Here is a 15,463-nt window from a genome sequence, read left to right on the forward strand (position 1 = left end):
AATTCCCCAAAGGCCCTTATGAAAATTATTGTTCCGGAACCAGCACGCGCTCGTCTGAATCCGGCATATGCATGTTCAGTTTTTTCCGCGCCACCTGCTCGATGCGCCCGTATGCGGACCAGGCCCCCTTCTCCAGCAGCAGGCGCTCCTGTTCAAAGCGCAGCTCATCGCGCTCTTTTTGCGCGTCTACCAGCGCCGCAGTAAGGGTGCGACTGCGGTGGGTGGTATGCACCACCGCCAGTGCCGAAGCAATCACCCCCAGCCAGAGTCCGGCGAGCATCAACCCCCGTTTCGGCTTCACGCTGCCCGCTCCATACCCAGCTTCTCAGCCACGCGCATTACCGCACTGCGTGAACGGACGTTTTCACCCAGTTCCTCGGCCTCGGCTTTGACAGCCTTGCCGACTGACCGCAGCGTCTTTTTGATCTGGCTGTCCATTACCGGAAGCCCCCTGGGTATCGCCGGTCCGCGTTCTTTCTCACGGATAAATCGTTTCACCATCCGGTCTTCCAGCGAGTGGAAGCTGATCACCACCAGATGCCCGCCGGGTGCCAGCAGCTCAATCGACTTTTCCAGCGCCTGGCGCAAGTCGTCCAGCTCGCCGTTCACATGGATACGAATGGCCTGAAATACCCTCGTGGCTGGGTGCTTGCCCTTCTCCCACGCGGGGTTTGCCTCTTTGACCACCTCCGCCAGGTCCAATGTGCGCTCAAAGGGGCGCTCCGCGCGTCGGCGCACGATGGCCCCAGCCATACGGCGAGCGAAGCGCTCTTCGCCATACTCCTTGAAAACTCGCGCCAATTCCGACTCGGATTCGGTATTGACCCACTCGGCGGCACTGATACCCCGGGTCGTGTCCATGCGCATATCCAGCGGCCCATCCTGCATAAAGCTGAAACCGCGTTGGGCCTGGTCCAACTGGGGGGAAGAAACCCCCAAGTCCAGCAAAATGCCGGTCACGCGCCCTGCTTCATCCTCAGCAGCCCGGTCCATATCGGCAAAAGAGCCGTGCCAGATTGAAAGGCGCGGATCACCGGCAAAACGCTCATTGCCGTAGGCCACTGCCTCTGGATCCTTGTCGATCGCCAGCAGGCGACCACTTTCATTCAACCGCTCAAGGATCGCAGCGCTGTGACCACCACGGCCAAAGGTGCCATCGATATAAAAACCGCCCGGATCGGTGACCAGGGCGTCCACGGCCTCGCGCAACAACACACTGCGATGCAACTCTTGTGACACCCGGGTCATCTCCTATCTTTGCTACAGCGACAGCGAAGCCATCTCCTCCGGCATCTCGCCATCACCCTCACTGCTGTCGAGCCATTCCATCCAGCGGTCTTCGCTCCACAGCTCCAATTTCTTACCCTGCCCCACCAACATCAGCTTCTTCTCCAGCCCGGCGTATTCCCGCAGGGTGGGCGGAATCAGCACACGGCCGTTGCCGTCCACCTGCAATTCGCAGGCGTAACCGATCAACAGCCGCTGGGCGCGACGGGCCACTTTATTAAAGCTAGACAGTGCTTCGATCTTTGGCAGAATTTCCTGCCACTGGGGCTCGGGATAAACCAGCAGGCAACGCTCTTCGGTGTGGGCGGTTACTACCAGGTTGCCGGCACACTCCTCCAGCAGCGTGTCGCGAACGCGCGCTGGAATCGCCAGACGCCCCTTGGCGTCCATATTGATAGCGTGGCTACCGAGATACACGAATGTGTCCGCTTGAAACCCGAGTTCTGCCCCCTCAAACCACCTGGGCGCGCTGTTATTAACGGGAAATCCTGTGTGTTTTTCATGCAGACAGTGGTAAATACCCACTCACTCGCCCGCACAAACCACCAAAACCCACAAAACTCCACTTTTCTCCACCTCCGACACTATAAATCTGGATGGTGCAAAGTCAAGGAAATAGACGGAAGGAAAACGAAGAAAACCCAGTAAATTCGCGGGCTGCGGGGTTAATGAAGCTCAATATGAGGAATTTTCCCGCCAAATTATCGGGCCTGAAGCAAGTACTCACTTTTTAAACTTAAGAGACTACTTTAACTTTCGATCGGAGGTGACTGAATAAAGGGCCGCAAGCGAACACTCACACCAGTTTGAATGCTTTTTAAACACCAAAAAAGCAGCATAATCATCGAGATCGCTATTTACCGGTAACCCCTGCCTAGATCCCCCTCTCTGACGCATAATTACCCAAAGGGACACTCCGCGCCCAACAAATGACCGCACTCACAATAAAAAGGACACAACCCGTGAAACGCTTTCTGCTTGGCTTGGCCTGCACCTTGATCATCGCTGTGGGCGCCGTCGCCAGCGATTCCGGCCGGGTGTATCTGCCCGTGGATGACGCCATGGAGGCCGTCGATCACACCCTGTCCACTGCAAGACAGCACAAAAAACGGGCTCTGATCATCATGGGGGCCAACTGGTGTCACGACAGCCGCGCGCTGGCGACCAGCCTCCAGTCAGAAGAAGTGGCCGAAACGGTTTCCGAAGCGTTCGAGATCCAGTTTGTGGACGTGGGCTTTCTTGAGAAGAATTTTGAAATCAATCGCCGCTTCGGCCTGCCGGTTATCTTTGGCACTCCCACGGTACTGGCGATCGATCCGGAAACGGAACAGCTGATTAATCGGTCTTCACTGCACATCTGGAGCAACGCCGCCAGCTTCAGCTCCGACGAAGTCCAGGAGAAACTAATCGCCTTGCGAAATGTGCCACTAGAACCACTGGAACCAATAGAACAACGCGAACCACTGGCCAGCCTGATGGCACAGATCGATGAATTTGAGCGGGTGCAGGCAGAACGCATCTACCGCGGCTTCGGCGTCGTGGGTCCAATGCTGGCCAGCTACAAAGCGGGCGACAAACCCGACAATTTCCAGGACTACTGGCAACAGCTTTACGAAATGCGCTCCAAGCTACCGAATGACCTACTAGCGCTTCGCCACCAGGCGAAAGCCCAAATCAAATCAGGAGAAGAGGGCTTCTCACTCCAATTTCCGGTCTATCCGGCCTTTGACTGGGAAAAGTCCCCGTCAGGCGACTGAAGCGGATGGAAATAAGTGATCAGAGCTGATCAATGAAGGGCTGAGGAGATAACCGCAAGCACCAACAGTCAACGCCCCTACTGAGAAGGCCAACTCGTTGCCGGTAATCTCGTGGCGGGCCGTTGCCTGCTGCAAGCCGTTCCCCAGACTCAATTACGGAACGACTTGGAAAATAAATGAGCTGGCCTGTAAGCCGGGTTCTGTCGAGGACAATCATTCATCTGGGATGCCTGTCACCAGACACCTCAAGCGACCTACCCGCCCTCAGTGCGGGTCACACCTGTAGAGGGCCTATTTGGTCTTGCTCCGAACGGGGTTTACCGTGCCGCGGACTGTTACCAGCCGCGCGGTGCGCTCTTACCGCACCCTTTCACCCTTACCTGTGCTTCCTAGGAAGCCATCGGCGGTCTACTCTCTGCTGCACTTTCCGTAGGCTCGCGCCCCCCAGGCGTTACCTGGCGTCCCACCCTATGGAGCCCGGACTTTCCTCCACTCCCCCGAAGGGAAACAGCGATTGTCCGGCCAGCTCGCGCGCAAGCCTAATGAGGCCGCCGCCCGCGCGCAAGGACTATTTGAGACTGGCGTCCAGTCTGGTCAGGATTTCTGCTCCAGCCCCCAGTTATAGAGCGCCTTCTTCTTTACCCCGGTGATCTCCGCGGCCAGTGCGGCGGCACGCTTCGGTGGCAGCTCTGACATCAGCAGCTTCATGACTCTCTGCGCTTCCGCGTCCACTTCCCCGGCCTGGCTGACATCCGCTCCTCGCACCATCAACACAATTTCTCCGCGCTGCTGGTTACTATCCGCCCGTACCCAGGCTGCCAGTTCCTGGAGCGGGGCCAGATGGAAGGTCTCGAACGCCTTGGTCAGCTCCCGGGCAATCACCGCCTCCCGCTCGGCTCCGAAAATCTCTGTCATCGCATCGAGCGTATCCGCGACCCTGTGGGGCGCCTCGTAAAAAACCAGGGTCCTCGGATCAGCGGCCAGCGCCTGCAGGGCATTGGCCCTGGCACCGGGCTTGGCCGGCAGGAAACCTTCGAAACTGAAGCGGTCACTGGGAAGGCCCGCAGCGCTCAGCGCGGCCACAAACGCGCAGGCACCGGGGATAGGAACCACTTTAATGCCGCGGCTGCGAGCCTCGCGGACCAGGCGGTAACCGGGATCGGAGATCAGGGGGGTGCCCGCATCGGAGATCAGGGCGATAGTGCGCCCTCCCTCCAGCTGGGCCAACAACTCGCCGGTACGTTTGTCGTCCGAGTGGTCATGGTAGGCAACCAGCGGCGTTGTGATGCTGAAGTGGGAAAAAAGTCTCTGACTGTGACGTGTGTCTTCCGCCGCCACCAGGTCGGCGGATTGTAGAACTTCAATGGCTCGCGGTACCATATCCGCCAAATTGCCAATCGGTGTTGCGACTACATATAGCACCTGATCCGACCCCATTGTTCACTCCGATTTAAAGAATTGCGGGAGAAGCATATGTCCGCCCAGTCCCGGCGCACGCCTCAGATGTTCGCCAGAGTTGCCGCCGGCGCACTGGCTCTGGCCCTGGCCGCCTGCCAGACACCGGCGCCCAAGCCTGGCGCCCAGCCCCAGATGCCGGTCACCGGCCCTGCGGCGAGCCGCGCCAGCGCCCAGCAACTACTGCAGAGCGCCCGGAGCCTGCCGTCTCCCCAACGCGACCAGCAGAGCCTGCAGGCGGCGGCCATTCTATACGACTTGGGTGAGGCTGAGGGCGCCCGTGAAGCGGTCACACAGATCGACCCGAACCAGCTGAGCGATGTGCAGTTTGCCCGCTACGCCCATGTCTACGGCAACATTCTGGCCTCCGACGACGAGTTCTTCCGGGCTCTCGACCTGGCTGCCTCGCCGCGCCTCGACGGCACCTGGCTACAGCTTCCGCGGGAAACCTCCCTGCCTCTGCGAGACCTTAGGGCCGACCTCTGGGGGCTGCTCGGGGACCTGGACAGCGCCATCGCCGAGCGCCAGCAGATCGCTATGATGGCCCAGGATACGGAGATGGTCGCCGAGAATAACGACGGCTTCTGGCAACTGCTTACCCAGCTGCCCTCCAGCGAGCTGCATCTGCGCGCAGATGAAACCAACGATCCGCTGATGCGGGGCTGGTACGAGCTGGCCCTGGTAGGACGCGACACCCAGACCGATATCAGCTCCCAGCTGACCGCTCTCAGCCGCTGGCGTCAGCAGTGGCCACGACATACTGCTGCCAGCAACCCGCCTCAGGCCTTGCGCCTGCTGGAGCAACTGGCAGCGCAGCGGGCTGACCATGTTGCCCTGCTACTGCCACTGTCCGGCCCACTGGGCAGTGCCGGCCGCGCGATTCGCGACGGCTTTATGGCCGCTTATTACACGTCCCTGGAAGCGGGGGCGCCCACTCCGAAAGTGCAGGTTTACGATACCGGCACCGAAAAGCCGTTCGATGAGCTCTACCAGGAAGCCGTCAACGCCGGCGCCCAGGCCATCGTAGGCCCGCTAGACAAGCAGAAGGTCGCTAACCTGGTGGCTACCGAGAAGCTGCCGGTGCCCACCCTGGCGCTCAACTATGCCGATGAAGGCCGCCTGACCAGTGACCTGGTGCAGTTCGGGCTGGCAATTGAGGATGAGGCGCGTCAGGTTGCCCGTCAGGCCTACCGCCAGGGCCACCGCCAGGCCATGATCCTCGCCGGTGATTCCGGCTGGGGGCAGCGCGGTGCCGATGCCTTTACCGAGGAATTCCAGCAGCTGGGCGGCTCAGTTAGCGTCCGCCGCACATTCCACGACCGCAGCAACTTCTCCAAACTGGTCAGCGACACCCTGCTGATCCCGGAGAGTAAATCCCGGGAAGCCGCCCTGCGTCGCCAGCTGGCTGCGCCAATGGAGTTCACCCCCCGTCGACGCGGCGATGTGGACATGCTGTTCCTCCTCGCCCAGCCGGAACAGGCCCGCCAGATCAATCCGATGCTGGCCTTCTTCTATGCCAGCGACCTGCCGGTGTTCGCCACTTCCCAGGTATTCGCCGGCACGGTTAACCGGGAGCGGGACAGGGATATCAACGGCGTTCGCTTTACCGCCCTGCCGTGGCTGTTCGAGGGTGAGAACCAGACCAAGCAGGCAATCGAGTCCCAGGCGTCCCCTGCGCCGGCCTTCGCGCGACTGTATGCGCTGGGCGCAGATGCTTTCCGCCTCTTTCCGCGCCTCCCCATGCTGCGCCAGTTCCCCGAGCAGCGGGTCCACGGCCTGACCGGTGCGCTGAGCCTGACAGCTGACGGCCGTATCGTGCGCGAACAGGTGTGGGCGCGGATCGACAAGGGGGCACCGGTGCCCATCACCACGGCGGTGGAGCCACTGGCCCCGCCGGCAGAGAGCATCGAACTATCCAGCAGCGGTGAAAATCTTTAAAAGCAGGGACAGCAGCGGGAGTCTGGTGACAGAAGCCAAGTCAATCGGCTCCCGAATGGAGGAGGCCGCAGCGCACTATCTGGCTGCCGCAGGCCTCCATATTGTCGAGTCCAATTTCCGCACTCACTGTGGCGAGATTGACCTGGTGGCCAGAGATGGAGACATACTGGTCTTTGTCGAGGTTCGCTACCGGCGCTCCCGCGCATTCGGTGGCGCTGCCGCCAGTGTGGACCGGCGCAAGCAGCAGAAACTGCTCATTGCGGCTAATCACTACCTGCAGCAAAAACGGCTGGACTGTACGTGTCGCTTTGATGTCGTTGCGATTGACGGCGTCGGCAGTAACCAACAGATCGAGTGGATAAAAAGCGCCTTTGAAGCGCATTGAGCTGTAAACGGCCAGAAGGCCTGACTGATACAAAAGCGGGCTCAGAACCGCACGAATAGGCAGGGAATGGAACAGAGAGTCGTCACCCTTTTTCACCGCAGCCTCGAGGCAACCATGAACGCCGGCGAGGTACTGGCCCCACTGATTGCCGAGGCCAGCGATATGATCGTTCACACCCTGCTGGGTGAGAACAAGCTGCTGCTCTGCGGCAATGGCGTCAGCGGGGCCCTGGCACAGAGCTTCGCCGCGCAGATGCAGGGAGGCTTTCAACGGGAGCGCCCGGCACTGCCGGCTATCGCCCTCAGCAGTGATGCCGTCTCCCTTGGCACCGTGGTGCGTAATCATGGCCGCGCGGAGTCTTTTGCGCGACCGGTGCGGGCCCTCGGTCAGCCCGGAGACCTGCTGGTGATTATTTCCAACGACGGTCGCGATTCAAACCTGGTGCAGGCCATGCGGGCCGCCAGAGACCGCGATATGGGCATCCTGGCACTGACCGGTGGTGACGGCGGTGACTGTGCTGCGCTTCTTGATATGGACGATATTGAACTGCGCGTGCCTTCTGAAGTCGCAGCAGAGGTGCACCAGGTACATCTACTAACCATTTTCTGCCTGTGCGATCTCATCGACAGCAGTTTGTTCGGTGGCTACGAGGACTGATAAATGAACCGATTTTTGAATAGTTTGAATAACGGGAAAAAATCCCTGCTGACCGCATTGCTCACCACTGTGTTGCTGGGTGGCTGTGCCACCGTGCTGGAGGCAACCAATGACGGCCCCATCCAGGAGGACCCGGGTGAGCGTTCACTGGGCACCTATCTTGATGACGAGAAGATCGAGACGGTCACCACCGTCAATGTCAACAAGGCACACCCGGATCTGAAAGCATCCAACATCAACGTCAATGTGTTCAACGGCGTTGTCCTGCTCACCGGACAGGTACCCAATAACGAGCTGCGCCTGTTAGCGGGCCGAACTGCACAGCAGGTCAAGAACGTGCGCCAGGTTTACAACGAGATTCAGGTGCGCGGCAAAGTTTCACTGCTTGCCAGCAGCAGCGATGCGTGGCTGACCACCAAGGTGCGCAGCAACCTGCTGGCCAATAAGGAGATCGACAGCGGCCGCATCAACGTGATCACCGAAAACGGTGTTGTTTACCTGATGGGCCTGCTGACCCGCGCCGAGGCAGAGCGGGCTGCCGATGCCACCCGCGGTATCGGCGGTGTGCAGAAAGTGGTCAAGGCGGTGGAATATATCGACTGATCCATTGGTCACTGGTCGCAGGGACAGCGACTCTCGGAAATAAAAAACGGAGGCCTGAGCCTCCGTTTTTTTATTGCTGCATTAGCGTGACTGTCACACTCGCTCAATCGCGACTGCAGTCGCCTCGCCGCCACCGATACAGAGACTGGCGATGCCTTTTTTCAGGCCCCGCTTTTCCAGCGCACCCAGCAGGGTCACCAGAATCCGCGCACCGCTGGCGCCCAGCGGATGGCCGAGCGCACAGGCACCGCCGTTCACATTGACCTTGTCGCGGGGGAGGCCCAGCTCTTTCATGGCCGACATGGTCACTACCGCAAAGGCCTCGTTGATCTCAAACAGATCGACTTCATCAGTATTCCAGCCGGTTTTTTCCAGCAGCTTCTGCATCGCCCCGACCGGAGCCGTGGTGAACCACTCCGGCTCCTGGGCAAACTGCGTCTGCCCCTTGAGGACAGCCAGTGCTTTCAGTCCACGCGCCTTGGCTTCGCTCTCGCGCATCAGCACCAGCGCAGCGGCGCCGTCAGAGATGGAGCTGGCGTTAGCCGCAGTCACGGTACCATCCTTGCGAAATGCCGGCTTCAGCTGCGGGATCTTGTCCGGGCGCGCGTTACCGGGTCCTTCATCGACGGAAACCGTTACATCACCGCGGCGGGAGGCTACGGTCACCGGGGCGATCTCACGCTCGAATGAGCCACTGTCGATCGCGCTGCTAGCGCGAGCCAGGGATTCCAGAGCAAACGCGTCCTGCTCCTCCCGGGTAAAGCTGTACTTGTCAGCGGTGCACTCGGCAAAAGTGCCCATCAGCTGGCCGTCGTAGGCATTCTCGAGACCATCGGTGAACATGTGGTCCAGGGCCTTGCCGTGACCGAGTCGCATGCCGCTGCGGGCGTTAGGCAGCAGATAAGGGGCATTACTCATGCTCTCCATACCGCCGGCCACTACTACCTTGGCATCACCGACCAGCAGGGCGTCGCGGGCCATCATCACCGTTTTCATGCCCGAGCCGCAGACCTTGTTGACTGTGCTGGTAGGTGTGCCCTGGGGGATACCGGCACCCAGTGCGGCCTGCCGCGCGGGAGCCTGGCCCACACCGGCCGGCAGCACACAGCCCATCAATACCTCATCCACCTCTGCAGGGGCGATACCGGCATCCTCGAGCGCACCCTTGATCGCTACTGCCCCCAGCTGCGGGGCGCTCAGCGCCGACAGCGCGCCCTGCATGGCGCCCATCGGGGTGCGGGCCATACCGACGATGACCACTGGATCTGAAGTTACTTCACTCATACTGGCTGCTCCCAAAGTTGACCCGTTGCCCACCACACAGTCGCGGGGCACGGGCGGATTCATTATTTCGGGGCGCAGTATAACCGAACCGCCACCCTCCCCGGCCATCCGCCTTTAGAACGACCTGCGGGCGGGATTTGGGCCCCAATTCTGACCAGCAGCGCATGGTATGATCCGGAGCCAGTGCCGCGCCAAGTGCGGCCGGGATAACAACTGCAAAGAAGGAACACCATGGAAGTTTCTACCATCGTCTGGCTAGTCGCCATCGCCGCCCTGCTCTTCTACGTGATGGGCATTTACAACAAGCTGGTGTCACTCAAGAACCGCTACGAAAATGCTTTTGCCCAGATCGAGGTGCAGCTCAAGCGCCGTTACGACCTCATTCCTAACCTGGTGGATACTGCGAAGGGCTACCTGAAGCATGAGCGGGAAACCCTGGAGGCAGTGATCAGCGCCCGTAACACGGCTCTCGCTGGCCTGAAGAGCGCCGCCGCACACCCGGACAACCCCAATGCCATCGCAGAGCTCGGTCAGGCCGAGGGAGCGCTGGCCAGCGCGCTGGGGCGCTTGAACGTGGTTATGGAGGCCTACCCGGACCTGAAGGCCAACCAGAATATGATGCAGCTCACCGAGGAGCTGACCAGCACGGAAAACAAGGTCGCCTTCGCCCGGCAGGCTTTCAATGATTCCGTGATGACTTACAACATCTACAAGCAGAGCTTTCCCCCGGTTTTCTTTGCTGGCTTCTTCGGCCACCGGAACGACGCCCGCCTGCTGGAGTTTTCCGACTCAGAGCAATTTCAGGCCGCACCGCGGGTGGAATTCTGAGGTAGCCCCGAATGAATTTTTTTGAATACCAGGAACGGGCACGCCGTAACAGCGGCATGCTCGTCGGGCTGTTGTCGCTCGCGGTGGTGCTACTGATCGGCATTACGACCATGGCGGCAGCGGCGCTAGTCGCCTATTCCCGTGGAGAACCGTTCAGCCCGATGCAGATTGGTTCTCTGCTGGGCTGGGACAGTGTTGCAGCTATCGCTGTGGGGATTTCGGCGGTGATCCTGCTCGGCAGCGTCTACAAGCTCCGCCAGATGTCCGCCGGTGGGCGGGCCGTGGCAGAGGCGCTGGGTGGTCGCAAGATCAACATCTCACCGCATAACGATGCAGAAAAGCGGGCCCTGAATGTCGTGGAAGAGATGGCCATCGCCTCCGGTACGCCGGTCCCCGAGGTCTACGTGCTCGATGACGACGCCATCAACGCATTCGCTGCGGGGCACGATATCCACGATGCGGTGATCGGCCTGACCCGGGGCAGTATCGAACGGCTGAGCCGTGACGAACTGCAGGGTGTGGTGGCCCATGAGTTCAGCCATATTTTCAACGGCGACATGCGCCTGAACCTGCGCCTCGTCGGACTGCTGCACGGTATTCTGGTGATCGGTCTGCTGGGCTACTGGCTGCTCCGTGGCACCTATATCGGCTCCAGCCGGGACAACCGGGGGCGCGCGGCGTTCGCCGGTATCGGTGCCGGACTGATGGTGATCGGCTATACCGGGACATTTTTCGGCAATCTGGTTAAATCCGCTGTCAGCCGCCAGCGAGAGTTTCTCGCCGATGCATCGGCGGTGCAGTTTACCCGCAGTAATGCCGGCATCGCCGGCGCGCTGAAAAAGATTGGTGGTTACAGTGAGGGCTCGAACCTCAGTGCCGGCCAGGCAGCTGAATTCAGCCATATGTATTTTGCCAGCGGACTGCGGCGCTCCTTTACCAACCTGTTCGCCACGCATCCCCCCCTGCCGGCACGGATCCTGCGTTTGGAACCGAACTGGAACGGTCATTTTCCTCAAGCCGCCGCGACTAAAGCGGCATTTGGGGATGCCCGCGTGGCAGGCTTTGCCGGCGCAAGCCCATCAAGCACGGCCATCAACCTGGACGGCCTTTCCGCCTCACTGGATAACAGCATCGGCAACCCGGGCCAGGACCATATCGAACTGGGCCAGCATCTGTTGGACAGTATCCCCACAGAACTCCGCAGCGCCGCGCACGATCCATTCGCGGCGCGGGCAATCGTCTACCTGCTGCTGTGCCACCGCGATGCGGCGGAGCGGGAGCAACAGCAGGCGCTGCTTGAGAAAATTGCCCACCCGGGAGTTTTTCGCGAGGTGCAGAAACTCTCGTCTCATGTCCGCTTTCTGCCCGCGTGTGCCCGGCTGCCGCTACTCGACCTCTGCATCCCGGCTCTGCGCGAGCTGGCCCCGCAGCAGTACCAGGTTTTCAAACGTAACCTGATCAAGCTGTTGCGCAGCGATCGTCAGGTTGACCTGTGGGAATGGGCGCTCTACCGGGTGCTCGTGCACGGAATTGAAGGGACTCCGGACGGCCACAGGATGAGCCAGCGGCGGGATGCACAAAGGGATGCCGCGCGTTTCCTCCTGGCAGCCCTGGCCCACGCCGGCCACCGCGACTACCTGGCTGCCAATCGGGCCTACGGCGCAGGTCTTGAGGCCATGCAGCGGGACAAGACGCCGCTGCCGCTCGCCTCGGACATAACGCTGCCACGGCTGGATAAGGCCATCGCCATCGCGCGTGCCCTGCCGCCGCTGGAAAAACCTGGACTACTGAAGTCGCTGGCGGCCTGTATAGCCCACGATGGCATCCTTGAGGCAGAAGAAATCGAGTTGCTGCGGGCGGTCGCGGACAGCCTGGACTGCCCGATGCCCCCACTGGCTGTAGAGCTGGTTAGCAAAGAGACACTGCAAAAGGACACGAAGGCGCCGGTCTAATATCCTGCGAACTCTCAGGTTGAGCCGCTCACTCGACCCAAAGCAAAAAGCCGGCCTCAGGGCCGGCTTTTTCGTGTCTTTTCAGGCTGTTTTAGGCAGACGCTTCGCAGACGGACGGCTCTCAATGACTGCGGTCAAGTGTTTTGATACACCGGCCCGATCCCCATGCTCCAGAGGATCACCGTGCCAATACGCACTGTGACCAGCAGCACCAGCCCGACGGTCACGACCGAGGTTGCGTAAAGGAACGCCCGGTCCTTATCCAGGTTCATCAGAATCGGGATGCCCTCGTAAATCAGATAGATCGAGTAGCAGGCCGCCAGCATGGTCACCGCTGCATTTACCCACAGGTTCGGGTATAGCCCGATAAAGCCGACCAGGAATATCGGCGTTGTCACGAACACAGCCAGGGCCGTCCCCTCGTAGTGGCGGGTAGGCTCGTCGCCCTCGACGTTGTATGTCTTCGCCATCCAGTTGATGAATTCACCGAAGAGATACACGCCGATCAAGATGGCGATATAGGTGAGGATCGACAGACTGAGCGCGCTGCCGGCCGTCAACTTCTGCACATTGTCGCCGATGCGGAAGCCCACCTGTGTGACACCGATATAACCGGAGATAGTGGGTATGAGGGCCAGGATGGGCACATGGCTGAGAAAGACCTGAGCGAATGAGTGCTTGTCCCGGCGAATCGCCTCCCACTCTTTATCCGGGTTGGTGAAAATCCCAATGGTATGACTGAGTAGACGCACGCTGTTTCTCCCTTCTCTGCTATGACTTGCAGTATCGGGGCGCAGTAAAGGATTAACCAACCCCGAGAAAGAACCGCGCGCCAACTTTTTCCCGGTCAGCGGTTCGCCACCGGGTTATGCAGCACTGATAACGCGATTGCGCCCTCCACGCTTCGCCCGGTACAGAGCCTTGTCGGCGGCCTCAAGTACCTGGTCTGGGGTGCGCGCCTTGGGGCCGCTGGCTGCCAGCCCCACACTCACAGTCGCGCGGATCTTGCGGCCCCCTCCCTGACCCCGTTGCTTGCGGACCTTACCGCCGCCATCTTTCGGGCGTCCCACCGCGCGAATACGCATCGGGTAAGCCGCAATTTTCTCCCGCATCCTCTCTAACGCCTTCTCTGCGCGTTCACGGTCCTTGCCCCTGATGACGATAACAAACTCCTCCCCTCCGTAGCGGAAGGCCCGGCCACCGCCATAGCGGGCGATTCGGGCCGCCACCATACGCAGGGCCTGGTCACCCACCTGGTGACCGTGCCGATCATTGAGCTTTTTGAAGTGGTCGATATCGACCACTGCAATGGAGAAGTTCCTTCCCAGGGTCAACAGGTAGCGGCTGTATGCCCGCCGCGAGGGAATACCAGTGAGCTCATCCCGAAATGCCAGATCGTACGCCGTTCGCAATGCCAGCAGGACGAGCAACAAGCCAATGGCAGATACCACCAATAACAGCATGCCGGGGCCGCCAAGATAGGCAACTCCCACCAGTATGCCGGCCCCGAACAGACCGATACTGACCTGGTCCCGGTGCCAAAACACCGCTACAGCCGCCGTAGCCAGAGCTGAAATTATCAGCAGGTCCGCGAGCTCCAGGCGGCCGAATAGCGAATCGAGTAATGGGAGCCCAACTGCCGGCGACCAACTTGTTGCCAACAGATCTCCACAACACTCCTGCAACATAAATTGAATGCCGGCAACCTGCGCCGCCAACAGGGCTGCCAATATCAACCCAAAGAAACTCAGCAGGCTGCGGTCTCGCGTCAGGGAGACCAGTGCGACATTGAGCGCGCCCACTGAAAGCCAGAATCGCAGCTCTCTCTCGCTGGGTGCCCATTGTAAGTAGTGAAGTCCCGCTAGAAGCAGCAGCGTCATCAGCGCTGCAGTGGCGATGCGGCTCGCCTTAAAGAAAATACCCAACGTGAATGCAATGGCGGCCAGGCCTGCAGCCAGTAACACATTGAGGGGCAACTGCAGGGCAAGCCACCGTTGCCACTGGGCCACCACCAGAAAGACAAGTAGCAAGGGAAGCCAGATATGGCGCAGGAGTGTCATAGTCAGATAGTTCGGCGATCTCGGTGTCAAAGCGGCATTCTACCGCCTGCTTCGCAGATTCACCGGGGTGCAGGTCGCAAACTGGTGACCGGCATGCTTTGCCGGCCACCATCAGCAAGCTATTTGACCACCCGCAGGGCAGGTTTTTTCGAGGACTTTTTGCCCAGGCTGGTGGGAGGAGTGGGCTCCGGCGGCTCCGGCGTTTCTTCCGCTTCAAACACCATGCCCTGGCCGTTCTCACGCGCATAAATACCAACGACCGCGCCCACCGGCACCTGGATATCGGTGGGCACACCGCCGAAACGGGCGTTAAAGCGGATCGCATAGTTGTCCATATTGAGACCGACTACTGCGGTTTCAGAGATGTTCAACACGATCTGACCATCCTCGTTCACGTGCTGCTGGGGCACGAGCACCCCTGGCAGATGGGTATCCACCAGGATATAGGGAGTGCACCGGTTGTCGGTTATCCACTCGTAGAACGCCCGCAGGATATACGGGCGGTTGGAGGTCATTTCCGGTTTACTCAAACCCTGTCCCCTCAGCGCATCTCGCGCTCGTATTCGGTCAGGCTCTGCTGGAATGATTCGCGCGTGAACAGGCGATCCATGTAGTCCAGCAACGGCTTGGCCTGCTTGGTCTTTGGCAGGGAGATCTCAAACTGCTCGAGGCGCCACAGCAGCGGGGCCATGCAGCAGTCCACCAGCGAGAACTCCTCATTGAAGAAGTACGGCAGGTCGGTGAACATCGGAGCAATGCCCACAAAGCTGTCACGCAGATCCTTGCGTGCCGCGGCGACGTCTTTGCCCCCGGCCAGAATCTTATCCACCAGCGGACACCAGTCCCGCTCAATGCGGTGCATGATCTGGCGGCTCTGCGCACGGGCTACCGGGTAAACAGGTAACAGGGGCGGGTGCGGGAAACGCTCGTCCAGGTACTCCATCATCACCTTGGTCTCGAACAGCACCAGGTCCCGATCCACCAGCGTCGGCAGCGAGTTGTAGGGGTTGAGGTCCGCCAGCTCCGCGGGCTTGTTGTCCGGATCTACATCGATGATATCCACCGAGACGCCCTTTTCCGCCAGGACGATCCGCACGCGGTGACTGAGATGACTACGACCATCGGAAAAGAAGGTCATTGAGGAGCGCTTGTTAGTAGGCACACCCATGTTCTAACTACCTCAAGATTGGGGGCCGGCAACGAAGCCGGCTGTCGGGCTTAAATACAAAAAGGGTGGCAGAGCGAGCCTACCACCCC

General features: G+C 60.2%; 16 protein-coding genes and 1 other RNA gene. 7 read left to right on the top strand and 10 right to left on the bottom strand.

Going from position 1 to position 15,463, the window contains the following annotated elements:
- Positions 1 to 25 precede the first annotated feature (25 nt).
- From ftsL to mraZ, 3 genes are read right to left on the bottom strand one after another with little or no spacing between them, the layout of a single operon-like run.
- Positions 26 to 301: a cell division protein FtsL gene (gene ftsL, locus AUP74_RS16770; RefSeq protein ID WP_226999836.1), complete on the bottom strand. Its 276-nt coding sequence runs from the start codon at positions 299 to 301 to the stop codon at positions 26 to 28.
- A complete protein-coding gene (gene rsmH / locus AUP74_RS16775; protein ID WP_069948987.1) occupies positions 298 to 1,239 on the bottom strand; it encodes a 16S rRNA (cytosine(1402)-N(4))-methyltransferase RsmH in 942 nt (313 codons plus the stop codon). Before rsmH ends, ftsL begins: the two co-directional genes overlap by 4 nt.
- Positions 1,240 to 1,260: 21 nt before the next feature.
- The gene (gene mraZ, locus AUP74_RS16780; protein WP_069948566.1) at positions 1,261 to 1,704 is read right to left on the bottom strand and encodes a division/cell wall cluster transcriptional repressor MraZ; all 444 of its coding nucleotides are present in this window, start codon (positions 1,702 to 1,704) and stop codon (positions 1,261 to 1,263) included.
- Between the two features lie 545 nt (positions 1,705 to 2,249).
- Between mraZ and AUP74_RS16785 the strand changes: the two genes are divergently transcribed.
- Positions 2,250 to 3,044, top strand: a complete 795-nt coding sequence (locus AUP74_RS16785) for a thioredoxin family protein (protein WP_069948567.1) — start codon at positions 2,250 to 2,252, stop codon at positions 3,042 to 3,044.
- Positions 3,045 to 3,217: 173 nt separating this feature from the next.
- On the opposite strand, the gene rnpB is transcribed toward AUP74_RS16785, so the two are convergent.
- Together rnpB and rsmI are read right to left on the bottom strand one after the other, a co-directional pair.
- Positions 3,218 to 3,574, bottom strand: an RNA gene (gene rnpB / locus AUP74_RS16790) — RNase P RNA component class A.
- Positions 3,575 to 3,638: 64 nt separating this feature from the next.
- Positions 3,639 to 4,481, bottom strand: coding sequence for a 16S rRNA (cytidine(1402)-2'-O)-methyltransferase (gene rsmI, locus AUP74_RS16795; RefSeq protein ID WP_069948568.1), 843 nt, complete (start codon positions 4,479 to 4,481; stop codon positions 3,639 to 3,641).
- 36 nt (positions 4,482 to 4,517) lie between these two features.
- Here rsmI and AUP74_RS16800 point away from each other — a divergent pair, with 36 nt between their 5' ends.
- The 4 genes from AUP74_RS16800 to AUP74_RS16815 all read left to right on the top strand — a co-directional run bounded on the left by AUP74_RS16800 (position 4,518) and on the right by AUP74_RS16815 (position 8,082).
- Entirely contained in the window at positions 4,518 to 6,437 is a 1,920-nt protein-coding gene (locus tag AUP74_RS16800) for a penicillin-binding protein activator (RefSeq protein ID WP_069948569.1), read from the top strand.
- A gap of 25 nt (positions 6,438 to 6,462) precedes the next feature.
- The gene (locus AUP74_RS16805; protein WP_226999837.1) at positions 6,463 to 6,822 is read left to right on the top strand and encodes a YraN family protein; all 360 of its coding nucleotides are present in this window, start codon (positions 6,463 to 6,465) and stop codon (positions 6,820 to 6,822) included.
- Positions 6,823 to 6,888: 66 nt separating this feature from the next.
- Entirely contained in the window at positions 6,889 to 7,479 is a 591-nt protein-coding gene (locus tag AUP74_RS16810; RefSeq protein WP_069948571.1) for a D-sedoheptulose-7-phosphate isomerase, read from the top strand.
- Between the two features lie 3 nt (positions 7,480 to 7,482).
- Positions 7,483 to 8,082, top strand: a complete 600-nt coding sequence (locus AUP74_RS16815) for a BON domain-containing protein (RefSeq protein WP_069948572.1) — start codon at positions 7,483 to 7,485, stop codon at positions 8,080 to 8,082.
- A 93-nt stretch (positions 8,083 to 8,175) separates the two neighbouring features.
- Here the strand turns inward: AUP74_RS16815 and AUP74_RS16820 are convergent, their stop codons facing one another.
- The gene (locus AUP74_RS16820; RefSeq protein ID WP_069948573.1) at positions 8,176 to 9,366 is read right to left on the bottom strand and encodes an acetyl-CoA C-acyltransferase; all 1,191 of its coding nucleotides are present in this window, start codon (positions 9,364 to 9,366) and stop codon (positions 8,176 to 8,178) included.
- Positions 9,367 to 9,597: 231 nt separating this feature from the next.
- Here AUP74_RS16820 and AUP74_RS16825 point away from each other — a divergent pair, with 231 nt between their 5' ends.
- Together AUP74_RS16825 and AUP74_RS16830 are read left to right on the top strand one after the other, a co-directional pair.
- On the top strand, positions 9,598 to 10,194 hold the full coding sequence (locus AUP74_RS16825) for a LemA family protein (RefSeq protein WP_069948574.1): 597 nt from the start codon (positions 9,598 to 9,600) through the stop codon (positions 10,192 to 10,194).
- Between the two features lie 11 nt (positions 10,195 to 10,205).
- Entirely contained in the window at positions 10,206 to 12,146 is a 1,941-nt protein-coding gene (locus AUP74_RS16830; protein WP_069948575.1) for a M48 family metallopeptidase, read from the top strand.
- Between the two features lie 134 nt (positions 12,147 to 12,280).
- Here AUP74_RS16830 and AUP74_RS16835 read toward each other — a convergent pair whose 3' ends face one another.
- The 4 genes from AUP74_RS16835 to AUP74_RS16850 all read right to left on the bottom strand — a co-directional run bounded on the left by AUP74_RS16835 (position 12,281) and on the right by AUP74_RS16850 (position 15,374).
- Positions 12,281 to 12,898 carry a Yip1 family protein gene (locus AUP74_RS16835; protein ID WP_069948576.1) on the bottom strand — a complete coding sequence of 206 codons (618 nt, stop codon included), beginning with the start codon at positions 12,896 to 12,898 and terminating at the stop codon, positions 12,281 to 12,283.
- Positions 12,899 to 13,012: 114 nt separating this feature from the next.
- Positions 13,013 to 14,206 carry a GGDEF domain-containing protein gene (locus tag AUP74_RS16840; protein WP_069948577.1) on the bottom strand — a complete coding sequence of 398 codons (1,194 nt, stop codon included), beginning with the start codon at positions 14,204 to 14,206 and terminating at the stop codon, positions 13,013 to 13,015.
- Positions 14,207 to 14,325: 119 nt separating this feature from the next.
- Positions 14,326 to 14,721, bottom strand: a complete 396-nt coding sequence (locus AUP74_RS16845) for a ClpXP protease specificity-enhancing factor (RefSeq protein ID WP_069948578.1) — start codon at positions 14,719 to 14,721, stop codon at positions 14,326 to 14,328.
- 26 nt (positions 14,722 to 14,747) lie between these two features.
- Positions 14,748 to 15,374, bottom strand: coding sequence for a glutathione S-transferase N-terminal domain-containing protein (locus tag AUP74_RS16850; RefSeq protein WP_069948579.1), 627 nt, complete (start codon positions 15,372 to 15,374; stop codon positions 14,748 to 14,750).
- Between the last annotated feature and the right edge of the window lie 89 nt (positions 15,375 to 15,463).

Source organism: Microbulbifer aggregans, assembly GCF_001750105.1.
Classification (GTDB): domain Bacteria; phylum Pseudomonadota; class Gammaproteobacteria; order Pseudomonadales; family Cellvibrionaceae; genus Microbulbifer; species Microbulbifer aggregans.